The sequence below is a fragment of the Terribium retamae genome (assembly GCF_022347545.1).
In the GTDB taxonomy this organism is placed as follows: domain Bacteria; phylum Pseudomonadota; class Alphaproteobacteria; order Rhizobiales; family Rhizobiaceae; genus Mesorhizobium; species Mesorhizobium retamae.
The window spans coordinates 32,495-53,498 of the sequence record NZ_JAKREW010000027.1; the positions used below are offsets into that span (position 1 = coordinate 32,495).

Sequence of the window (21,004 nt, forward strand, 5' to 3'; positions counted from 1 at the left end):
ATTCGGTCGGTCAGTGCTGCTAGGCTGCGCCTCGACCCGAAAGCATTCCCACATTGCGACCAATCAGTTGGCCGCAATAGATAACCAGGGCGCACCCGATCGGCGAGACGATCTCGTTGACCAGGCTGGCTGCGATCTGGGCCGCGGCCGGAGTCTGGCCGGCGAGGCTCGCCGCATGATAGCCCAACGCCGCGATCGCTCCACCGAAGACTATGCCCACTGCGCTGCCGGTGCCCAGATAGGCGGGAGCGCCTTTGGCTTCCTTCTGCACCAGCGAAGCCAGCGCCCAGCCGAGGATGCCGTATTCGAGCGCCCTCAACCCACTGATGGTGACAAGCGACAGTGCGGCGGGTTGATCGACGACGCCGATGGCGCTGGCCACCACCTTCTGCGCAGACTTGGCGACCGCCAACGCAATCGGCGCAAACAGCGCGGCGATCAATCCTGCCAACGCCGCACGAACCTTCATGATCGCGGTGCCGATCCCGACGCCGGCGCAGATCAGCACCGACCATGTGATGCCCTGCGTCAGGTCGACGAAAAGCTTCGTTCCCGGAAAAGGCCCGCCAGCCAGCAGCTTGGCACCAAGGATCAGGCCTTGCATGGTGAAGCCCAGCAGCACCGCCAGCATGGCGATGACGGCAATCCGATGAACCACGAGGGCTGCGCTGTCTGCTTCTGGCCGCGATGGCAGTGTGCCTTGTTCCGTCATTGCCTAGAACCTGACCGCGAGATTGGCCTTTGCGCTGTGATCGCTCAGGGCCGATCCGAATTGCCCGTTGTAGGATACGCTCAAACGGGCAGCCGGCGACAGCGCGAAGTCGAGCCCGGCTTCGACGACGGCGGCATCCCTGGCGATCGGAACACCAGCGATTGTGAAAGCATCGCCGCCGGCAAATGCAAAGGTGGATGCCGGCGCCCGATCGCCAAATGCATGGCGCCAGCCGAGCATGCCGGTTGCTTTTATATCGCCGGGCCCGAACACGGTCGACGCCCGCAGACCGAGGGTCGTGAACGTGGCATCGGTGGTTGAACTGCCACTCGCAAGAGCAGCGGCCCCGCCGGTTTCTTCGAAGCTGTCGGTGCGGACATTCACATAGGCGAGATTGGCGAAAGGCTCGAAGGCCACAGGCCCGCGGTCGATCTTGTAGCCAAGTTCGCCAAACGCTTGCGCAGTGGCCGCGTTGTAATCGGTCGAGAGTTGGTCGGCAAAGCCCGGGAAGGAAACCGAGCGGCTGGTCTCGACGGAATGCCAGGTATATGCAGCGCCTGCCCTGAGGCCGAGCGCACCCCATTGCCTGCCGCCATAGAGTCCGAGGTTATAGCTGTCGGAAGAGCCTGACGAGGCGCGAGCGTCACCATCGAAGGTTGAGTGGCTGTAGCCGGCAAGCACACCGAGGCGCCAGTTCTCGAACGCGGCCGCATCCGCACCGATCAGCACCCCGCCGATGTTGCGGTCAAATTCGGCTGCGTTGCCGTCGCCCTCGAATTGCCCCCATGCGCCGAAAGCATGAACCCAGGCAGCCGGCTGTTCCCCGCCAGTCGTGACGGACGTGGCGGCATCTTCGCCAAGGCTATGCCGCGACGGCACCGGGCCATCCTGGAAGGCCGCACGAATCCGGGCATTGGCCGAGTCGCGGACGAAGCGGCTGTCTTCCAGCATGGCGCCCTTGATCGAGGCGTGGATCTCGCCGGAAAGCTGATCGAACGCATTGCGCGCTGTCGCTTCGTCCAGCATGACCACGCTGTCATAGAGCTGACTGCCCGCTCCCAGGCTTTCGACGCCCGTTCCCGTGGCGCACTGGTTTGCGGTCACTCCGATCGCGCAGAAAGAAGTGTCGTTGCGCACCAGGGTGAGGAAGACGCTGTCCGGATCATAGGTCAGCATCGGGTCGAGAAAGGCGAAATCCGAGGTGGCGCCTGCGAAGGTTCCGGAAACACCGCTGTCGGCGGTAACGATCTCGTAGGTGGCAAAAGGCTTGTAGGTACCACCAAGGCCGACATGCGTGACCGTGCCACCGTTGAGGATCGCCTTGCCGGTGGCATGGATCAGGTCGGCATCCGTTCCCGCCGGATCGACTTCCACCTCGTAGATGCTTCCCGCGTTGAAAGTCACGTCGCCCGCAACGTTGAGCGTTCCGATCGAGTTGCCGGGGGCGACGATGCCGCCGCTGGCGATGGAGGTGGAACCAACGGTGCCGGAGCCCATGAGCTTGCCGCCCGTGAGCACATGGAGCGCGCCTCCCAGCCGGCCGTTGACAGCAAGGGTAGCGCCACCGTCGACGATGGCCTGGCCCGTGAATTCACTGGAGTCAGCGCTCAGGGTTGTCCTGCCCGACAACAGCGCGATCGTGCCCGCACCTTCGATCGCCGGTGCGAAGAGGTAATCCGTAGCCGTATGGTTGAAAACGAGAGCGCCGTTGCCCTGGCCAAAGACGACTTTTGAGGTGTCCAGCTTGCCGGGAGACAGCGGCGCCAGTCCCAGGGCTGCGCCGATATTCACAATACCGAAAGAGCCAGCGGCGGCGCCGATGAAGGCCGTGCCCGTCACTTTCACGAGGGCATCTTCGGCAATGCTCAACTCACCCTTGCCTTCACCGGCGACATGGAGATCGCCCGAATTGTTCCAGATGGAGCCCGTGCCCGTGATGCTGGCACTCCCAACACCCGCGCTGAAACGCCCGATCTCGGCGCCGGCGCTGATCAACAGCCCGCCATCCTCGACATGAAGCTCTGCCGAACCGCTGTTGGCGACGACCAGCTTGCCGCCGATCGACCACGCCGAGCCGGTGCCGGATATCAGTGCGCCACCGAACGAAGCCTGCCCGTTAGCCAGCATGGCTTCACTGCTGTGCACCACGCCGCCGGCAATGGCGACGAGACCGCCCTCGCCGCTTCCGCCCACATGGATGCCGCTTCCGATCGAGAAGGCCGAGCCCGCATCCGTAACGACGACCAGACCGGATGAGCCTGTGTCGAGGCCGATGACGCTGCTGGTGGCTTCGACAAGGCCGCCACCATGAATGACGACGTCTGCCTCACCCCCGATCCCGGCCATAAAGTTGCCGGTCGTGGTCCATTTCGCTCCCGGGCCGCCGACGAACACGTCGACAGTGCTGCTGGCCTCCTCGGCAAGCAAGCTGTGTTCGCTGTTTATCCCGCCGCCGTCCAGGACATTGACCGCGGCCTCTCCCGCCTTGCCGACTGTGAGGATGCCTTGGCTTTCCCAGAGCGAGCCATTGCCCGTCACGTTGACGGTGCCTAATGAGCCGGCGAAATAGCCGATATCGGCACCGGACGAGACGACCTTGCCGCCGGTGTCGATGTTGACCGTGCCGAAGCCGGAATTGCCGATCACGAAGCCTCCCGTGACGGTCAGCAGTGCGTCAGCTCCGGTGATGGCCGCAAACCCGGAGGCATTGGCGCCAAGGCCGACATAAGCGTCATTGGCGGAGACGGCGCCGCCGTCGGCGACGGACAGGGAGCCTTGTCCGAAATTGCCCACGATCAGATAGACAGAATTCGTCCAGGATGAACCATTGCCGATGACGTTGACCCCTCCGAGCGAATTCGCATTGTGGCCGATGATGCCGCGCTCGTTGGCGAGGCTGCCGCCGTAAATGGTCAGGACGCCGTGCGACGACAGTCCCACGAAGGTGTTGAGTGCCTGGGCCGGCCCTCCGATGAACGGAAGATAGTTGGCCACCGTATCGATCTCGGCGCTGAGCGCATTGTTCGGCACGCCGGCACTCCAATTGCCGGGATCGAACCAGTCTGGCGAGTTCGGTCCGGTCCAGGCGGTCTGCGCTGAAGCCGGCACGGCGGAGAGCGTCACCACGGCCAAAACGGTCGTTGCCAGCAGGACTGTCCTGCGCGCCGCACCAAACAGGAGGGCCGCATGATCTCCGGGACAGGCGCGCGTCAACGCTCTTGCCGGTTCAATCGCCGGACATTGCTGCGTCATATGTGATCCTCAAGCCGAATAATTCTTGATTCCCCCGACGATGCCCGTCCGACTGCCAGCAATCGCCAAATTTCCCAGTCCACTGCGGAGGGCACCGCTTTGCCGGCAGTGCTAGCAAAGAAAATCCGCGACCGTGTGGAAGGGACGGAAGTCTTTGTTGCAGGGACGGAACTGTGCGCAGACTTCCAAACTGCAGCTCTTGCAACTTGGAAATCTTTCGCTCACTTTTCGGCCGCGGATCCTGATGGGGAACAGGGAAAGTGCCGCCAGAGCCCGACAGAGTTGCGACTTTCAGCGCCAGTGATCTTCCCGAGCAGCATCGGGACGAGTTCATCCGGGATTTCTACGGCCGCATCCAGATGCGGCTGCAGGTGAGGCCGCAGCGCGAGCATTCGCTGAAATTCAACGCCACCACGCTGATCATGCCGGACATGATGTGCTCCAAGGCTTCGGTCTCGCCCATGACCTGGGATCGGACAGCCGAGCTCATGGACGACAACAACGACGACATCATCCTGTCGTGGAACCGGGGCGGCTATCGCCTCAACATGCCCGGGCGGGGAGATTTCGAAACCAGGCCTGGAACAGCCGCGATCCTGCCGATGGATCGCAGATTCTCGATCTGGACCGAGGATTCCAGATGGACGATGGCGCTCCAGTTCAAGCGCTCGCTTCTGGCGCCGCTCGTGAAGCACCTGGACGATATCGCTCCGGACAGCATCGGCAGGTCACATCCCGCACATTGCCTGCTCTTCAACTATCTCTGGTCACTCCAGCATATGGAAACGCCGGAAGCACTCGTTCCGATGGTTACACGACATGTAACCGACTTGCTCGCAGTCTCCTTCGGTGGTGTACGTGGCGCCATGCCACCCGGCGTGCGTGCGGCGCGGCTGGCGGCCATCAAGCAGCATGTCGCGAAGAATCTCCATGATCCCGGGCTCAGCGCCGAGCAAGTGTCGCGCAAGTTCGCGATCAGCAGCCGGTACATCCGCCAGCTGTTTGCCGACGACGGCACGAGCTTCTCCGATTACGTGACAGAGCAGAGGCTCGCCTATGTCCACAGTTGCCTGACAGACCGCAGGCAGGCGCTGCGAAAGATCGCCGACATCGCATTCGAAAGCGGGTTCACCGAACCGTCGACCTTCTACCGGCAATTCCGGATCCGGTACGGGCTGACGCCGAGCGACGTCAGGCTCATCGCCATGACGTCAGCGTTCTCCGACGGCTGAGCCAGGGTTGGACAGGATACGAAGCGACCGCTCTGCTACCGGTCGGCATCCAGGACAAAACCGACATTTTCTGCGCCTCCAAGACTCCGCTTGACATTTTTGTTCTCTTTTTGTTCACTATTCATCTTGAAGCCTTAGGAGGCAGGAAATGTGGATCCTGACGATCAAGATGGATGGCGCGACGAAGGAAGAGCTGCAGAGCGCCTCGAAGGCGGCAGAGGCCGTCTTCATTCGGGAAAAGATACATCCTCTGGACGGAATGGCGGGGCGCTCCCTGCTCGAAGGCTGGGACGACCGCGGCTGCCACGAGGATGACCCGGACTATACGGATGAGGACGCCCGGAACGCCAACACCTGGATCCATGCCGAAGAAGCTGCGATCCTGGCCCTGAGCAAAGGTCGTTCCTTTTTCGAAGTCTCGCCGGTCTTCGAGATGTCGGTTGTCGAGATCCAGGAGAACGCGCTGGCCAACCCGCTGCCCATCGCCGCCTAGAGCATTTCCGGCCAAGGGCGCAGTGTCCGGATAGCATCGCAACGAAAAGAGCCTTTCCGCAGTTCCGGGAAGCGCTTGGAAATTGGAACACGACAATGACCGAGCCGGCCAAAGCACCGGATGACGAAACACGTCTCGAGATCGACAAGGCAGCCGATGCGCTTATTGCGGCTTCGGACGGCGATGCACGCTCTGCCGTTATCGCCCTGCTGATTGCAAACAAGCTGCAGGAACATGAGCTGCATCTGACGCGCCTGGCCGTGTCATCCGGTTATTCGCGCCAGCGGCATATGAAACAAGCACTGGAAGACGCTTCCTAATGCGCGATCCTTGATATCCGCTCCTTGCGCCGTAGACCCGCGATCCCAACAACCGCCCCTTGGGGATATTGCTTCACCTTGGAGCGGCAACAGCGTTCGATATCATCGTCTCCATGCAATCAAGCGCACGCATTCCCCGTTTGACGGAAATTTCGCGAATGCCGCCGCGTCGGGCTGCCAAGGCTAGGCCAAGAACGACACCGTCCTCGTGCCCAACGCGCTCCATGGCCCAAATCCCGGCGTCGGTCTTGGAAACGACACGTCCAGTTGTGAGCATGCAGGCAATGCGCGCCACCCCAAGAACTCCCCAGGCAATGGTGTCAGCGTCCACCGGCTCGTCTTCTGATTTGCACGCGAGCTGTAAAGAAGCGCTCTTTATCCAGTTGCGCCAATAGCCCTCCAGATTCTCAATCTCGAACCTGCGCAGAGCGTTTTCATCGACCGATATTTGCAATTCGTTTGATGGAGGACCGAGGAGAGTTAGGCCTCTCTTGGCCCATAACAACCAAGTTGCCGGGTTGCATTCGAAACAAGGGGCATGACGATAGAACACGCCGTCCAAGCTGAACGTGGCCAGTTCCCCGGCAGCGGGCGTGCATTGCAGCCGATGAGCTTCCAAGTAAAAGCCATCGAACGAAGGACCTGTTCGCTCTCCCATCGCCTTATGCACCCTGGCAAGACGATCGACCCTTGCATGGTCTGGGGCTCCTTCGATGACGGCTCCGAAATCGATGTCGCTTCGTCCCTCCTGATAATCGGCGAGGGCTACGGAGCCTAGCAGATAAAAGCCTCGAACGAATTCGATACGCTCGGCTCTCAGCAGCTCAAAATAGGCGTCGACAGTTGCAGATACGGATGTCGGAAGCAGGACGCGATATCGAGTTGAAACTTGCATGGTTGAGATCTCGTAACGGGCCCCCCTGGCCAAAGAGTATCGTTCCCAATGGCTCGCGAGCTGCGATCGAACTGGGACTTCGAAAGTGACTATTTTGCGAATTGTGTCGACGGGCCATGGCCTGCTCCGCTTGAAGCGGCATGGTCCAAGGGCTTCCGCCCCGGCGAACCGAGGCGGAAGCCTGTCTCAGTTGTTCTCGGGGCTGGTCTCGGCGTCGTAGCAGAGCCAGAAGATCCGCCACATCGCGATCAGTGTCGGGACGGCCAGGATGCCGGCCAGGATGAGCTGTGGCCAGAGTGGCAGGCCCAGCAAGGCTGAGATCACCCAATGGATGACACCGACCGAGATGAGGAGTTTGGCCGTGAGAAGCAGCGCCGCGACCGCGACGCCGAACAGCGAATACGGGGTGAGAATACGGTTCATGCGAAATGCCCGTTTTAGCGCCGCTGCTGGAAAGCAGCGCGCATGAAAGATTGGAAACGTGGAGTGGAGGCCGTGAAGGCCTAGGACACGGCTGCCGGCGGATCGCGAACCTGCGGACGCTCGGGCTTCTGCCCGCCGATGTCATACGAGGCCAGTTGGACGACACGGGAAGACAGCGCAGGCGCTTCCGGTGCATCGGCACCGGGCAGGATCGCGTCGAAGGCCGATGCGTGGAACTTCGCTCGGATCCAACGCACGCTCTCCAGGGCGAGCGTCGGCGCCTTGTTCGGCAGACCGAGTTTCAAATCCGGCTGGACGACCGAAATCCGTGGCAACCCATCGGAGACGACCGCAGGAGCGGGCAGCCCATATTGCCAGAAGAACAGTACGAGCAGGACGCAGAGAAGTCTCTGCGCCAGAACCCGTATCCCGTGCTCCCCTGCCATCATGCAGGCACCGCTACGGCATCAAAGGCCTGCAGGCAAGGCAGGCGGCGGACAAGATTTCCGGCCCGAACGATCTCTCAGCTCACTTCCCGCAGGATGAAGTCGTAGAGCATCTTGGCCGCGGGAGAGAGCACGCGCTGTTTCATGGTGATCAGCGAATAGGGCCGCACCTCGATATCGAAATCCGTCGGCAGCACGTCGATGGCGCCGCCCAGCCCTTCGGAACCCTGGATGAATTTAGCCACCTGCACCGAAACGGGCGCGATCGCGTCCGACTGCGCCACCATCACCAGCGTCAAAAGCAGCGAGCTGGTATTGAAGATGCGTTCCGGCAAGGTGATGTTGCGGTTGAGGAAGTTCGCTTCCATCGCCTGGCGCAGCGGTGACGAGCCCGACTGGAACACCCAGTCGTAGCCGGCGGTCTCTTCCAGCCGCACTGTTTTGTTGGCCATCAGCGGATGACCGCGCCGCACGATCAGGCAGGCCTTCTCGATGCCGATGACGCGGCTTTCGAACAGGCGCGGATTGAGGTCGTCCGGCACGCGGGCGATGATGAAATCGTGACGCATGGCGATCAGCTCGCGCGCCAGCACGTTGCTGGTCTCGACCTGCATGGTGATCTCCATGCGCGGGTAGAGCTTGCGGATCGCGCGGATGGCCGGCACGGCAAGTTCGATGGCCGGCGCCGTCACCGCGCCGAGGAACACCGATCCGCCCTTGCCCGCCTTCAGCTCGACGATCTCGCGGTCGGCTTCGCGCATCTCGATCAGGATGATGCGGGCGCGCCTGGCCAGCGCCTTGCCGTAAGGGGTCATCGCAATACCACGCGGCAGGCGTTCGCACAGCGGCACATCAAGTATCGCCTCCATCTCGGCGATCATGCGCGAGGCCGCCGGCTGCGAGATGTTCATCACCTGGGCAGCGGCGCTGACGCGGCCATGGTCGTCGAGCGCCACGATCATGCGCATGTGGCGCAGGCTGAGCCCGCTGTGCAGAAGCGCCGTACCGTCTTCCCGGCCCGCGCCGTTCCGCTGACTGTCCATCGCCCACCTCCTCTAACCGCCGACTGCCGACTGCCGACTGCCGAAACAGATATACCATTTTAGATATACCAAACAGCAAAGATCGGATTTGACAGTTATGGCAAAGCGAACCACCCTTCGCGCGCTCGTTGCCGCGGCCTTAGCCGGCGTCGAAAGATCGGCCGGAAGCGGCAAGGAGACGATTGGGAGATCAACAGGGATCGACAGGCCCGCCATCGGCGGGATTGCGCGGGCGGGAAAAGCATCGCGCGGCATTCTTCAACTTAGGGAGAGAACAGTGAAGCTCATGAAGACGTTGGTCGCCACGGTGGCGATCGGTTTCGCGGCCATGACCTTCGGCGCGCATGCCGAAGACAAGGGCCTTGTCGGCATCGCCATGCCCACCAAGTCCTCGCTGCGCTGGATCAGCGACGGCAACGAATTGGTGAAGGCGCTGGAAGCCAAGGGCTACAAGACCGACCTGCAGTATGCGGAAGACGATATCCCGAACCAGCTCGCGCAAATCGAGAACATGGTGACCAAGGGCCCGAAGGCGCTCATCGTCGCCTCGATCGACGGCACCACGCTTTCCGACGTGTTGAAGAAGGCCGCCGAACAGAACGTCAAGGTCATCGCCTATGACCGTCTCATCAAGCAGAGCCCGAATGTCGACTACTACACCACCTTCGACAATTTCCAGGTCGGCGTGCTGCAGGCCAATTCGATCCTCAAGGGCCTCGGCTATCCCGAGAAGAAGGGGCCGTTCAACATCGAGCTGTTCGGCGGTTCGCCGGACGACAACAACGCCTTCTTCTTCTACGACGGCGCCATGTCGGTGCTGCAGCCGATCATCGACAAGGGTGACCTGGTCGTGAAGTCGGGCCAGATGGGCATGGAAAAGGTCGGCACGCTGCGCTGGGATGCGGCCGTCGCACAGGCTCGCATGGACAACATCCTGTCGGCAAACTACTCGGACGGCAGCCGCGTCGACGCAGTGCTGGCGCCTTATGACGGCCTGTCGCGCGGCATCATTTCTTCACTGCGCGGTGTCGGCTACGGTACCGCCGATCAGCCATGGCCGATCATTTCCGGCCAGGATGCCGAAGTGCCTTCGGTGAAGGCGATGATAGCCGGCGAGCAGTACTCCACCGTCTATAAGGACACCCGCGAACTCGCCAAGGTGACCGCCGAGGTGGTCGACCAGGTGATGCAGGGCAAGGAGCCCTCGCAGATCAACGACACCAAGACCTACAACAACGGTGTCAAGGTCGTTCCGTCGGTGCTGCTGAAGCCGGTCGAAGTCGACAAGTCGAACTATGAAGAGCTGCTGGTCAAGTCCGGCTACATCAAGGCAGAAGACCTGAAGTAATCAGGCTCGGCTTGGGCTCCGCGCGCTGGTCGCACCAGGCGCGGGGCCCTTTTTTAGCAACCCCTTTCAGGCCTTCGGGCCGTTCTGTATCATCGGACCCAGCTCCCCGCGGGCTGGCTCCACAGGCATCGGGTTTTGGCGATGGCAAAAACCATTCTGGAGATGCGCGGCATCACCAAGACGTTTCCCGGGGTGAAGGCCCTGCAGGACGTCAACCTCAGTGTCCAGGAAGGCGAGATCCACGCCATCGTCGGCGAGAACGGCGCCGGCAAATCGACGCTGATGAAGGTGCTCTCCGGCGTCTATCCCCATGGCAGCTATGAAGGCGAGATCCATTTCGACGGCCAGGAATGCCGCTTCAATGGCATCCATGACAGCGAGCGTGTCGGCATCGTCATCATCCACCAGGAGCTGGCGCTGGTGCCGCTCCTGTCGATCACCGAGAACATCTTCCTCGGCAACGAACAGGCCAAATTCGGCGTCATCGACTGGCACTCGGCGCGCAGCCGCGCCAAGAAGCTGCTGGCGCGCGTCGGCCTCAGCGAAAATCCCGACACGCTGATCACCAATATCGGCGTCGGCAAGCAGCAGCTGGTGGAGATCGCCAAGGCGCTTTCTAAGGAAGTGAGGCTGCTCATCCTGGACGAGCCGACCGCCAGCCTTTCCGAAAAGGACAGCCAGGCGCTGCTCGACCTGCTGCTCGAGTTCAAGCGCCAGGGCATGACGGCGATCCTGATCTCGCACAAGTTAAACGAAGTTAAGAAGGTGGCCGACCGCGTCACCGTCATCCGCGACGGCCGCACCATCGAGACGATGGACCGCGACGACGTCAGCGAGGACCGTATCATCACCTCCATGGTCGGCCGCACAATGGACGACCGCTACCCGACGCGAACGCCGAAGATCGGCGAGACCATCTTCGAGGTGAAGGACTGGGTGGTGCATCATCCGCTGCACCCCGACCGCCAGATCATCAAAGGCATCAATCTTTCGGTGCGAAAGGGCGAGGTCGTCGGCATCGCCGGCCTGATGGGCGCCGGACGCACCGAATTCGCCATGAGCGTGTTCGGCCGCAGCTACGGCACCAAGGTGAGCGGCGAGGTGCTGCTGCACGGCAAGCCGGCCGACACGACGACGGTGGAGAAGGCGGTGGCAGCCGGCCTCGCCTACGCCACGGAGGACCGTAAGACCTACGGTCTCAACCTGATCGACCACATCAAGCACAATGTGACGATCGCCAACCTGCCGGGTGTCTCCTCCAAGGCCGGCGTCATCGACGACATGAGCGAGCTTAAGGTCGCCAAGGATTTCCGCAAGCGCACCAATATCCGCTCTTCCAGCGTCTATCAGGTCACCGGCAACCTTTCGGGCGGCAACCAGCAAAAGGTGGTGCTGTCGAAATGGCTGTTTTCCAATCCCGACGTGCTGATCCTCGACGAGCCGACACGCGGCATCGACGTCGGCGCCAAATACGAAATCTACACCATCATCAACAAGCTGGCCGATGAGGGCAAAGGCATACTCGTGATCTCGTCCGAGATGCCGGAGCTGCTCGGCATCTGCGACCGTATCTATGTGCTCAACGAGGGCCGCATCGTCGGCGAACTCGCCGGGCACGAGGCCAGCCAGGAAAAGATCATGCGGGCGATCGTCCGCGGGGAGGAGAAAGCGGCATCATGACAACCGAAACCGTGACCCCCGCCGAGGCTGCCCCAGCCCGGCAATCCATGCGCGATGCGCTGAAGGAGAACCTGCGTGAATACGGCCTGGTGCTGGCCCTGATCGTCATCATGGTGTTCTTCCAGGTGATGACCAACGGCATCCTGTTCCTGCCGGTCAACCTCACCAATGTGGTGCTGCAGAATTCCTACATCATCGTGATGGCGCTCGGCATGCTGCTGGTCATCGTCGCCGGCCATATCGACCTTTCGGTCGGTTCCGTCGCCGGTTTCGTCGGCGCGGTGGCGGCGGTTCTGATGGTGGACTACGGATGGAACCCGCTGCTTGCGGCGGCGGCCTGCATCGCCGTCGGCGCCGTCATCGGCGGCGCTCAAGGCTATTTCATCGCCTATATGAAGATCCCCTCCTTCATCGTCACCCTGGCCGGCATGCTGGTGTTCAAGGGACTGCTGCTGGCGCTGCTCGGCGGCCGCTCCGTCGGTCCCTTCCCGACCGAGTTCCAACTGCTGTCGGCCGGCTTCATCCCCGATCTCATCGGCCGCTGGACGATCGTTGCGCCGACGCTCAACGCTTCGGGCAATCCCATTCCCAACACAGGCATCGCACTGCACTCGACCACCATGGTGATCGGCGTTCTGGTCGTGGCGCTGATGTTCTATCTCGCCACGCGCACACGCCGCGCCCAGGAACGCCATGGCCATGAAACCGAGCCCTTCGGCCTGTTCCTGGTCAAGAACGCCATCATGGCGGTCATCATCATGTTCCTGATGTATAAATTCGCATCCTACAGAGGCCTGCCCAACGTGCTGATCGTCATGGGCCTGCTGACGGCGCTGTTCGTGTTCATCACCAAGCGCATGACCTTCGGCCGGCGCATCTTCGCCATGGGCGGCAACATCAAGGCTGCCGCACTTTCCGGCATCAAGACCGAACGGCTCACCTTCTACGTCTTCGTCATCATGGGCATGCTCGCCGCACTCGCTGGCCTGATCTATGCCGCCCGCCTCAATCAGGCGACGCCGAAGGCAGGCGCCGGCATGGAGCTCGACGTGATCGCGGCGGTGTTCGTTGGCGGTGCGTCCGCCATGGGCGGCGTCGGCGAGGTTGCCGGTGCGGTCATCGGCGCCTTCATCATGGGCGTCATGAACAACGGCATGGGTATCATGGGCATCAACATCGACTGGCAGCAGGTCATCAAGGGCCTGGTGCTGCTCGGCGCTGTCGCCTTCGATCTCTACAACAAGAAGAAGGCTTAGAGTCGCGCCGGCATGAGGGGCGGAATCGCGTTCGAATTCGCTCCGGACTGAAAGACAGCTCGCGGCCGGGAACGGGAACCGGCCGCACATCGGAGCAGTGAAGCTCCGCGGGCACTATCCGAACGGACGATTGGAACACGGGCCGCAAGCCGGACCGTGAGAGAAGAATTTTGTCGGGTTTCAGGAACTCGACGCGACAGAAAGAGGGCCATCATGCTGATCTCCCAGTTCCTCGATGAAAGCGATGCCATCCGCGTCGTAGCGCGCAACAGCGGCAAGGCCCGCATCGTCGCGGGCGCTCGCAGCGTCTATTCGCTGGCCACGGAAGCGGCGCGCACCGGCACCGGGCTGGAAGCGCTGATCGAGAAGAAAGGCCTCGGTGACGCGATCGACCTCGAAGCGCTCTATCGCAAGGGCCGGCTGCTGTCGCCGATCAACCATCCCGATCCGGCGCATCTGCATCTCACCGGCACTGGCCTCACCCATCTCGGCTCGGCGGCGACGCGCGACGCCATGCACAAGAAGCTGAATGCCGAGGGCGAGGAACAGCTGACGGATTCCATGAAGATGTTCCGCATGGGGCTGGAAGCCGGAAAACCCGCCAACGGCAAGGCCGGCGTGCAGCCGGAATGGTTCTACAAGGGCAACGGCACCATGGCGGTGGCGCCGGGTGCCGCCCTGCTCTCACCGGCCTTTGCCGAAGACGCCGGCGAGGAGCCTGAAATCGCCGGCATCTATGTGATCGGCGACGACGGCCAGCCGTTCCGCGTCGGCTTTGCCCTGTCCAACGAGTTCTCCGACCACGTCACCGAGCGGGTGAACTACCTCTACCTCGCCCATTCGAAACTCAGGAACGCCTCGTTCGGCCCGGAGATCCTGATTGGCGACCTGCCGGCCGACATCCGCGGCACCTCGCGCATCCTGCGCAGCGGCAACGCTCTGTGGGAAAAGCCGTTCCTGTCGGGCGAAACCAACATGTCGCACACGATCGCCAACCTCGAACACCACCATTTCAAATATGCGCTGTTCCGCCGGCCAGGCGACGTGCATGTGCACATGTTCGGCACCGCCACGCTCTCCTTCGCGGACGGCGTGCGCACCCAGGGCGGCGATGTGTTCGAGATCGAGGCGCCGGAATTCGGCCTGCCGCTGCGCAACCCGCTCGAGATCGAGGAGCCCGAGGCAGTGGTGGTGAAGGCGCTTTAGGGCAACTCGCCAAGCGCTGCCTTTCACACCTGAGCCAGCAATATCTTAGTCAGGGCCTCAGGCTGCAGCCGCGCGACGTTGTGCCCGCAATCGAGCGAAACGGTCGACCATTCGGGGTCGCCGCTCAAGCGCTGGTAAAGGTCGAGGAACGGACTTCCTTGCCAGCCATGCGCGCCGACATAGGTCTTGCGCGGCACGTCATGCCACCGTCCGCCGAGACTGATCGCCTGGAGAAATGTCCCCATTGGATGCGGCCGGCAGCGTGGGTCCATGTTGGGCGGCGGCATGCAGTTCAGTCCATCTGCCTTCGCACCGGCGATGAACATGTCCCGGAAGCGCGGTGTGGTCAGTGACCAGACCGAGTCGCCGTTGTCCGGTACATAGGCGTCGACATAGACCAACGCCCTGATCCGTGATGGCTCGGCGTCGGCGACGCCGCTGACCACCATGCCGCCATAGGATTGTCCGACGAGGATCACGCCGTCGCGCTGCGCTTTAATGACGTCGACGACCTCGCCGATATGAGTGTCGAGGTTCGCTGTCGGGGCGGGAACGCCGCCGAGCCCCGAAAGGGCGACGGGCAGGGCTCGATGGCCTTCCGTGGTCAGCAGATCGGCCACCTCCTGGTAGACCCAACCACCCTGCCAGCCCCCGGCAATCAGGATAAAGGTTGCCATGGCATTCATCCCCGATCTCGACGCAGGCGCAGCTTCGACATCCTGCAGCAGAAATCAAGGCCGACGCGCCGGCGCACCGGATTGAAAGCCTCGCCAACATTACGCAGCATGAGTTCGGCCAATCGCGGTCGCGCCCCCGTTCCTGACCGGAGCCGCCCTCGATCAGCCTGCTGGAGCGACAGATCTGTCAGACAGGACAGAGCGCTGCTAGGCCGCCAGATGTTCGAAAAGCCTCGCCACCGCTTCGGCGCCCGGATCGACATGGCCTTCCAATTGCCTGGCGTTGATGTAGGCGGCGCGGCCGGCCTTAGCGCGGGTAAGCGTCGCGGTGAAGTTCGCGCCTTTCCGAGCAGCAGCTGCGGCGGCGGCCATGCTCTCGCCGAGTGCTTCGAGCGCGGGGGCCAGCGCATCCACCATGGTGCGGTCGCCGACATGGGCGCCGCCGATCTCCTGCATGCGGGCCAGCCCCGCCCTCAGCGCCTCCCGCATCGGCAGGCCGCTCGATGCGCCGTCGCCGGCCGCAGCGAAGAAGATGGCGAGCAGGACGCCGGATGAACCGCCCATGGTCTGGCTGAGTTCCAGGCCGATGGCGCGCAGCAACTGCGTGTGGTCGGACAAGGGCAGGCGGTCGATGGCGCTGATCAGAGCCCGGGCTGCCCCAGCCAATGTCGAGCCGGTATCGCCGTCGCCGGATTTGGCGTCGAGGGCATTCAGGTCCTGCTCGGCGGCGATCAGCACGTTGCAGCAGTTGATCAGGAAAGCACGTGTCGCAGCATGGTTGGACGGCATTGGCATGATCGGGGTCAGCCCATCCGGCAAAGCGGCGACAGCAATGGGGCGGACCTCGGAGACACCCGGCCAGGCGGCGATCGGCACAGGAGTCTTCAGCAGGGCCAATTCGGCAGCATTGGCGGCAAAGACCGAAATCGAGAAACCCTGCATGTCGAGGGAGGTCATCAGCGGCGCCGGGCCGACGGTATGGCTGATCCTGGCGCCGACAGCCGAGCCGAGGAGATCGTGCGCGAGCACGGACATTTCCAGCACCGAGGTGCCGCCGAGATTGTTGATCAGCGCCACGTGCTGCCCCTCGCCCATGACGGCGGCGAGCCTTTCGACCATGGTGGCGACCGAGGCCCTGGCGCCGGCGAAGTCGATCTGCTCGACGCCGGCCTCGCCATGGATGCCGAGCCCGAGTTCGGCCTTGTCTTCGGGAATGCGGTCTTCCTTCGGCGAGCCCGGCACCCGGCAGGTGTCGAGCGACATGCCGATGGAGCGGGTGCCGGCGATGACGTGCCTGGCGGCCGTGGTCACGGTTTCGAGATCGGCGCCGCGTTCGGCGAGCGCGCCGGCGATCTTGTGCACGAACAGCGTGCCGGCGACGCCGCGCGCCTGAGGCAGGTCGGGCAGCGCGATGTCGTCGCCGACGATCACCATCGAAACGTTCAGGCCGAAGGCGCGCGCCCGTTCGGCGGCGAGACCGAAATTCAGCCGGTCGCCGGTGTAATTCTTGACGATGAGCAGGCAACCGGCCGGACCCGTGACGGCCAGGATGCCGGCAAGCACGGCATCGACGCTCGGCGAGGCGAAGACATCGCCACAGACGGCAGCCGTCAGCATGCCCTTACCGACGAAGCCGACATGGGCCGGTTCGTGACCGGAGCCGCCACCGGAGACGATCGCCACCTTGGACTTGTCCCAGTCGCTGCGCAGCACGACACGGATGTGCGGATAGCCGTCGAGACGGGTCAAAGCGCCGCCGGAGAGCGCGAGCACGCCGTCGATCGCCTCGGTGACGACGTCTTCGCGCTTGTTGATGAACTGGGACATGCGAATTCTCCTGAGCTAAGCGCGTGCGGATCAAGCCAAACGGATGCCGGCGGCGTCGAAATAGAGCGGTCGTGAGGGTTGGATGCGGATTGTCTCGCCACCCCGAAGCGGCGTGTGCGCGTCGGTCACCGTGACGAGGTCGTGTTTCTTCAGGGTCAGGTGCAGGCGTGTCTGGTCACCGAGATGTTCAACCCGCTTGACGAGCGCCTCCTCGCCTTCGCCCTGCCGAATATGCTCGGGCCGCAGTCCGATGCTCTTGGCGCCTGCAGGAGCACCGGCGAAAAGATCGGCCGGCAACACGTTGATGCGCGGCTGCCCAAGCCGGGTCGCGGCATAGACGCTGACGGGCTGCTCATAGACCTCGCGCGGCGAGCCGAACTGCACCAGCCTGCCTTCGTTGAGCACGCCGACATGGGTTGCCATCGTCATCGCTTCGATCTGGTCGTGGGTGACATAAAGCAAGGTGGCGCCGAGTTTCGCCTGGATTCGCTTCAGTTCGATGCGGAGGTCCGCCCTCAGCTTCGCGTCGAGCGAGCTCAACGGCTCGTCCATCAGGAATATCTCGGGGTTGCGCACGAGGGCACGGCCGATCGAGACACGCTGCATCTCTCCCCCCGACAGCGCGGTCGCCTTGTTGTCTAGCTTGTGGGCGATCTGCAGGACTTCGGCCACCTCCCTCACCTTGGCGTCGATGACATCGCGCGGCGTCTTCAGCAGCGGCGATTTCAGCGGGAATTCCAGGTTCTGGCGAACCGTCAGATGCGGGTAGAGCGAGTATTGCTGGAAGACCATGGCGACGTTGCGCTCGGCCGGCGACAGGCCCTTCATCGGCCGGCCGGCCAGATAGACCTCGCCGCTGTCGGGCTTGTCGAGACCGGAGACCATGCGCAGCGTCGTGGTCTTGCCCGCGCCCGTGGGCCCGAGCAGCACCACGAAGGCGCCGTCGGGAACCGTCAGCGAGACATTGTCGAGCGCGACCGTGGCGCCGAAGCGCTTCGTCACGTTGTGGAGGACGACATCAGCCATGACCCAGCACCCCCTCATTGGCCTGCGACAGCAGCGCCTTGCCGCTTTCGGCGTCGAACACCGACAGCGTGCGCGGGTCGAAATCCAGCCCGACCAGCTCGTCCTCGCGCACCGCCTGGGCAGAGGAGATGCGCGCCTTGAGGTCGCCATGCGCGGTGGCCAGCGTCACGATCTGGGTCGTGCCAAGATATTCCACGGCGCTGACACGGCCGCGATAGGCGGCAGCGTCGCGGAAGCTGACATGCTCTGGCCGAACGCCCAGAGTGAGGCGACCGGCACGCCCCTCGCGCGCGGCCGGCACCTTGATCCTGACGCCGCCGAGATCGACGCTGTCGCCGTTGATGCCGATCATGCCCTCGAAATCGAGGAAGTTCATCGACGGCGAGCCGATGAACTGGGCGACGAACTTCGTCGCAGGCCAGTCGTAGATCTGCTGTGGCCGTCCGAACTGCTCGACGACGCCGTGGTTCATGACGACGATCTTGTCGCCCATCTGCATGGCTTCCAGCTGGTCGTGCGTGACATAGACGGTGGTTGCACCCATGCGGTCGTGCAAGGCACGCAGTTCCTCGGCCATGTGCTCGCGGAATTCGGCATCGAGCGCGCCGAGCGGCTCGTCCATGAAGAAGGCTTTCGGCTGCCGCACGATAGCGCGGCCGAGCGCGACGCGCTGGCGATCGCCCCCGGAAAGTCCGCCGACCGGCTTGTCGAGAATGTGCTCGATCCTGAGGATGCGGGCGACCTCGGCGACGCGTGTCTTCACCTCCTCGCGCTTCATGCCCTGGCTGACCAGCGGATAGGAGATGTTCTTGCGCACATTCATGTGCGGATAGAGCGCGAACATCTGGAACACGAAGGCGATGTCGCGCTGGCTCGCCCGCTTCATGCCGACTTCCTCGCCGTCGATGAAGATCTCGCCGGAGGTCGGCAGCTCGAGCCCCGCCATCATGCGCAGCGTCGTCGTCTTGCCGCAGCCGGACGGGCCGAGCAGCATGAAGAACTCGCCGTCCTCGATGGTGAAGGACGAGGAACGGACGGCCGTGAAGGGGCCGAATTCCTTGCGCACGTTCTGGATTCTGATCTGCGCCATCGGCCTACTCCGGGAAATGGCTGACGATGATGAACATCACCGTGCCGACAAGGGTCACGATGAAGGACCAGGAATAGAGCGCCAGCACGAAGGGCTGCATGAGCATGACGACGCCGGCAGCAATCAGCACCGATGCCAGCATCTCCCAGGCCCCTCGCCTGAAATGAAACAATCCGTCGAAAAAGCTGCTCATTTGCGGACGGCTCCGAAGGTGATGCCACGCAGAAGATGCTTGCGCAGAAGGATGGTGAAGACCATGACCGGCACCAGGAACAGGGTCGCGCCCGCGGCGACAGCCGGCCAGTCCTGGCCGCTGACGCCGATGATGGTCGGGATGAAGGGCGGCGCGGTCTGGGCATTGCCCGAAGTCAGCAGAACAGCGAAGGCATATTCGTTCCAGGCGAAGATCAGGCAGAAGATCGCCGTCGACGCGATGCCGGTGGCTGCCTGCGGCAGCACGACCTTGTAGAAGGCCTGGAAGCGCGTGTAGCCGTCAATCAGCGCCGCCTCTTCATATTCGATCGGAATCTCGTCGATGAAGCCCTTGAGCAGCCAGACCGAGAGCGACAGGTTGACCGCGGTGTAGAGCAGGATCATGCCGGCATGGGTGTCGCTGAGCCCGAGCGACCGGAACATCAGGAAGATAGGAATCGCCACCGCGATCGGCGGCATCATGCGCGTCGACAGGATGAAGAACAGCAGGTCGTCCTTGAGCGGCACCTTGAAGCGCGAGAAGGCATAGGCAGCGGCCGTGCCCAGCACGATGCACAGAACCGTCGAGCCGAAGCCGATGATCACCGAATTGGTGAAGCGTTCGGCAAAACGCGAAGGTCCGGAAATAACGAGGCCGTCCTTGCGCACCAGTCTGTCGTACCAGGTCTGCGGCTCGCCTACCGCCTGAAGCTGCTCTTCGGTCAGGCGGGTGCGCGTGGTGAAGACGTTGACATAGCCTTCGACCGTCGGCGTGAAGAAGGTCTTCGGCGGATAGGCGATGGCGTCAGATGGTGTCTTGAAGCTTGTCGCGATGATCCAGACCAGCGGCAGGATGGTGATCAGCGCATAGAGAACGACCAGCACTCCGGCACACCATTTCTGCCGAAGCGACGGCTCGGTGACGGAATAGCTGCTCATCGCTGTTTCACCTTGTTCAGGGCTTTGACGTAGATCGAGGCCAGGCCGAAAACGGTCACGAAAAGGATGACGGCGTAGGCGGACGCATAGCCGGTGCGCCATTTCTCGAAAGCTTCGCGCTTCAGGTTGATCGAAGTGAGCTCGGTGACCGAACCCGGCCCACCGCCGGTGAGCTGCACGACGAGGTCGAACATCTTGAAGTTCTCGATGCCGCGGAAAAGCACGGCGAGCATCAGAAAGGGCAGCACCAGCGGGATGGTGATGGTCCAGAACTGCCGCCATTTCGAAGCGCGGTCGCACTCGGCAGCCTCGTAGATGCTGGCCGGAATGGAGCGCAGGCCGGCAAGGCAGATCAGCATCACGAACGGCGTCCACATCCAGGTGTCGACGATGATGATCGCCCATGGCGCCAGCGACACGTCGCCGATCATCGAGAAGGAGGACGGATCGGCGCCGGTCAGGAAACCGACGGCATAATTGAAGAGGCCGATCTGCGGCTGGTAGAGGAAGGTCCAGAAATTGCCGACCACCGCCGGACTCAGCATCATCGGCAGCACTATGATCGTCGTCCAGAGATCGTTGCCGCGGAACTTCTTGTTGATGAGAAAAGCGAGCGCGAAGCCGATCAGCACCTGAAGCACGATCGTCCAAATCAAGAAATGCGCCGTCGCCTGCATCGTCAGCCAGATGTCCCGATCGGACAGGATGTTCAGGTAGTTCTTCAGGCCGATGAACTCGACCTCGGCATTGGGACGATTGACCCGGAAATTGGTGAAGCTAAGCCGGATCGTCCAGATCAGCGGAAAGATGTTGACCGCCAGCAGAAGCACGATCGACGGGGCGACGAACAGCCAGGCGAGTGCGCGGTCGGACAGACCGTGCATGCGCCTGGCAATGGCGTGCGGCGTCGCCTCGGCGACGCGATCCACCGATGATTGCAACATGGG

Annotated in this window: 20 protein-coding genes; 7 read left to right on the forward strand and 13 right to left on the reverse strand. The window is 62.7% G+C overall.

Annotated features, from left to right (window positions below; genetic code table 11):
* Window positions 1–19: 19 nt before the first annotated feature.
* Complete coding sequence (locus L4923_RS21705) at window positions 20–712, reverse strand: hypothetical protein (RefSeq protein WP_239369009.1); 693 nt, start codon at window positions 710–712, stop codon at window positions 20–22.
* A 3-nt stretch (window positions 713–715) separates the two neighbouring features.
* A complete protein-coding gene (locus L4923_RS21710) occupies window positions 716–3,964 on the reverse strand; it encodes an autotransporter outer membrane beta-barrel domain-containing protein (protein WP_239369011.1) in 3,249 nt (1,082 codons plus the stop codon).
* Window positions 3,965–4,224: 260 nt separating this feature from the next.
* Here L4923_RS21710 and L4923_RS31120 point away from each other — a divergent pair, with 260 nt between their 5' ends.
* From L4923_RS31120 to L4923_RS21725, 3 genes are all read left to right on the forward strand, one after another.
* Window positions 4,225–5,196, forward strand: a complete 972-nt coding sequence (locus tag L4923_RS31120; RefSeq protein WP_239369013.1) for a helix-turn-helix transcriptional regulator — start codon at window positions 4,225–4,227, stop codon at window positions 5,194–5,196.
* Window positions 5,197–5,344: 148 nt separating this feature from the next.
* On the forward strand, window positions 5,345–5,689 hold the full coding sequence (locus L4923_RS21720; protein WP_239369015.1) for a hypothetical protein: 345 nt from the start codon (window positions 5,345–5,347) through the stop codon (window positions 5,687–5,689).
* 95 nt (window positions 5,690–5,784) lie between these two features.
* A complete protein-coding gene (locus L4923_RS21725; RefSeq protein ID WP_239369017.1) occupies window positions 5,785–6,009 on the forward strand; it encodes a hypothetical protein in 225 nt (74 codons plus the stop codon).
* A 73-nt stretch (window positions 6,010–6,082) separates the two neighbouring features.
* Here L4923_RS21725 and L4923_RS21730 read toward each other — a convergent pair whose 3' ends face one another.
* The 4 genes from L4923_RS21730 to L4923_RS21745 form a co-directional block, all read right to left on the reverse strand.
* A complete protein-coding gene (locus L4923_RS21730; RefSeq protein ID WP_239369019.1) occupies window positions 6,083–6,904 on the reverse strand; it encodes an aminoglycoside adenylyltransferase domain-containing protein in 822 nt (273 codons plus the stop codon).
* Window positions 6,905–7,090: 186 nt separating this feature from the next.
* Window positions 7,091–7,327: a hypothetical protein gene (locus tag L4923_RS21735; protein WP_239369021.1), complete on the reverse strand. Its 237-nt coding sequence runs from the start codon at window positions 7,325–7,327 to the stop codon at window positions 7,091–7,093.
* A gap of 80 nt (window positions 7,328–7,407) precedes the next feature.
* A complete protein-coding gene (locus L4923_RS21740; protein WP_239369023.1) occupies window positions 7,408–7,773 on the reverse strand; it encodes a hypothetical protein in 366 nt (121 codons plus the stop codon).
* 77 nt (window positions 7,774–7,850) lie between these two features.
* A complete protein-coding gene (locus L4923_RS21745) occupies window positions 7,851–8,816 on the reverse strand; it encodes a LysR family transcriptional regulator (RefSeq protein WP_239369025.1) in 966 nt (321 codons plus the stop codon).
* Window positions 8,817–9,102: 286 nt separating this feature from the next.
* Between L4923_RS21745 and chvE the strand changes: the two genes are divergently transcribed.
* From chvE to araD1, 4 genes are all read left to right on the forward strand, one after another.
* Complete coding sequence (gene chvE, locus L4923_RS21750) at window positions 9,103–10,164, forward strand: multiple monosaccharide ABC transporter substrate-binding protein (RefSeq protein ID WP_275448522.1); 1,062 nt, start codon at window positions 9,103–9,105, stop codon at window positions 10,162–10,164.
* A 141-nt stretch (window positions 10,165–10,305) separates the two neighbouring features.
* The gene (gene mmsA / locus L4923_RS21755; RefSeq protein ID WP_239369029.1) at window positions 10,306–11,844 is read left to right on the forward strand and encodes a multiple monosaccharide ABC transporter ATP-binding protein; all 1,539 of its coding nucleotides are present in this window, start codon (window positions 10,306–10,308) and stop codon (window positions 11,842–11,844) included.
* Entirely contained in the window at window positions 11,841–13,100 is a 1,260-nt protein-coding gene (mmsB, locus tag L4923_RS21760; RefSeq protein ID WP_425530988.1) for a multiple monosaccharide ABC transporter permease, read from the forward strand. Before mmsA ends, mmsB begins: the two co-directional genes overlap by 4 nt.
* A gap of 213 nt (window positions 13,101–13,313) precedes the next feature.
* On the forward strand, window positions 13,314–14,306 hold the full coding sequence (gene araD1, locus L4923_RS21765) for an AraD1 family protein (protein WP_239369031.1): 993 nt from the start codon (window positions 13,314–13,316) through the stop codon (window positions 14,304–14,306).
* Between the two features lie 23 nt (window positions 14,307–14,329).
* On the opposite strand, the gene L4923_RS21770 is transcribed toward araD1, so the two are convergent.
* From L4923_RS21770 to L4923_RS21800, 7 genes are all read right to left on the reverse strand, one after another.
* Window positions 14,330–14,983, reverse strand: a complete 654-nt coding sequence (locus L4923_RS21770; protein WP_239369033.1) for an alpha/beta fold hydrolase — start codon at window positions 14,981–14,983, stop codon at window positions 14,330–14,332.
* A gap of 207 nt (window positions 14,984–15,190) precedes the next feature.
* Window positions 15,191–16,810, reverse strand: coding sequence for a dihydroxyacetone kinase subunit DhaK (locus tag L4923_RS21775; protein WP_239369035.1), 1,620 nt, complete (start codon window positions 16,808–16,810; stop codon window positions 15,191–15,193).
* Window positions 16,811–16,840: 30 nt separating this feature from the next.
* Window positions 16,841–17,836: an ABC transporter ATP-binding protein gene (locus L4923_RS21780; RefSeq protein WP_239369037.1), complete on the reverse strand. Its 996-nt coding sequence runs from the start codon at window positions 17,834–17,836 to the stop codon at window positions 16,841–16,843.
* Window positions 17,829–18,926, reverse strand: coding sequence for an ABC transporter ATP-binding protein (locus L4923_RS21785; RefSeq protein ID WP_239369039.1), 1,098 nt, complete (start codon window positions 18,924–18,926; stop codon window positions 17,829–17,831). The genes L4923_RS21780 and L4923_RS21785 overlap by 8 nt, the downstream gene beginning before the upstream one ends.
* 4 nt (window positions 18,927–18,930) lie before the next feature.
* Window positions 18,931–19,119 carry a hypothetical protein gene (locus L4923_RS21790; RefSeq protein ID WP_239369041.1) on the reverse strand — a complete coding sequence of 63 codons (189 nt, stop codon included), beginning with the start codon at window positions 19,117–19,119 and terminating at the stop codon, window positions 18,931–18,933.
* Window positions 19,116–20,057 carry a carbohydrate ABC transporter permease gene (locus L4923_RS21795; protein WP_239369043.1) on the reverse strand — a complete coding sequence of 314 codons (942 nt, stop codon included), beginning with the start codon at window positions 20,055–20,057 and terminating at the stop codon, window positions 19,116–19,118. Before L4923_RS21795 ends, L4923_RS21790 begins: the two co-directional genes overlap by 4 nt.
* Entirely contained in the window at window positions 20,054–21,001 is a 948-nt protein-coding gene (locus L4923_RS21800) for a carbohydrate ABC transporter permease (RefSeq protein WP_239369045.1), read from the reverse strand. The genes L4923_RS21795 and L4923_RS21800 overlap by 4 nt, the downstream gene beginning before the upstream one ends.
* Between the last annotated feature and the right edge of the window lie 3 nt (window positions 21,002–21,004).

Bases quoted from the DNA above. Each gene is read 5' to 3' on its own strand.
- L4923_RS21705 (WP_239369009.1), bottom strand. From the start codon at position 712: ATGACGGAACAAGGCACACTGCCATCGCGGCCAGAAGCAGACAGCGCA.
- L4923_RS21710 (WP_239369011.1), bottom strand. From the start codon at position 3,964: ATGACGCAGCAATGTCCGGCGATTGAACCGGCAAGAGCGTTGACGCGC.
- L4923_RS21720 (WP_239369015.1), top strand. From the start codon at position 5,345: ATGTGGATCCTGACGATCAAGATGGATGGCGCGACGAAGGAAGAGCTG.
- L4923_RS21725 (WP_239369017.1), top strand. From the start codon at position 5,785: ATGACCGAGCCGGCCAAAGCACCGGATGACGAAACACGTCTCGAGATC.
- L4923_RS21730 (WP_239369019.1), bottom strand. From the start codon at position 6,904: ATGCAAGTTTCAACTCGATATCGCGTCCTGCTTCCGACATCCGTATCT.
- L4923_RS21735 (WP_239369021.1), bottom strand. From the start codon at position 7,327: ATGAACCGTATTCTCACCCCGTATTCGCTGTTCGGCGTCGCGGTCGCG.
- L4923_RS21740 (WP_239369023.1), bottom strand. From the start codon at position 7,773: ATGGCAGGGGAGCACGGGATACGGGTTCTGGCGCAGAGACTTCTCTGC.
- L4923_RS21745 (WP_239369025.1), bottom strand. From the start codon at position 8,816: ATGGACAGTCAGCGGAACGGCGCGGGCCGGGAAGACGGTACGGCGCTT.
- chvE (WP_275448522.1), top strand. From the start codon at position 9,103: ATGAAGACGTTGGTCGCCACGGTGGCGATCGGTTTCGCGGCCATGACC.
- mmsA (WP_239369029.1), top strand. From the start codon at position 10,306: ATGGCAAAAACCATTCTGGAGATGCGCGGCATCACCAAGACGTTTCCC.
- mmsB (WP_425530988.1), top strand. From the start codon at position 11,841: ATGACAACCGAAACCGTGACCCCCGCCGAGGCTGCCCCAGCCCGGCAA.
- araD1 (WP_239369031.1), top strand. From the start codon at position 13,314: ATGCTGATCTCCCAGTTCCTCGATGAAAGCGATGCCATCCGCGTCGTA.
- L4923_RS21770 (WP_239369033.1), bottom strand. From the start codon at position 14,983: ATGGCAACCTTTATCCTGATTGCCGGGGGCTGGCAGGGTGGTTGGGTC.
- L4923_RS21775 (WP_239369035.1), bottom strand. From the start codon at position 16,810: ATGTCCCAGTTCATCAACAAGCGCGAAGACGTCGTCACCGAGGCGATC.
- L4923_RS21780 (WP_239369037.1), bottom strand. From the start codon at position 17,836: ATGGCTGATGTCGTCCTCCACAACGTGACGAAGCGCTTCGGCGCCACG.
- L4923_RS21785 (WP_239369039.1), bottom strand. From the start codon at position 18,926: ATGGCGCAGATCAGAATCCAGAACGTGCGCAAGGAATTCGGCCCCTTC.
- L4923_RS21790 (WP_239369041.1), bottom strand. From the start codon at position 19,119: ATGAGCAGCTTTTTCGACGGATTGTTTCATTTCAGGCGAGGGGCCTGG.
- L4923_RS21795 (WP_239369043.1), bottom strand. From the start codon at position 20,057: ATGAGCAGCTATTCCGTCACCGAGCCGTCGCTTCGGCAGAAATGGTGT.
- L4923_RS21800 (WP_239369045.1), bottom strand. From the start codon at position 21,001: ATGTTGCAATCATCGGTGGATCGCGTCGCCGAGGCGACGCCGCACGCC.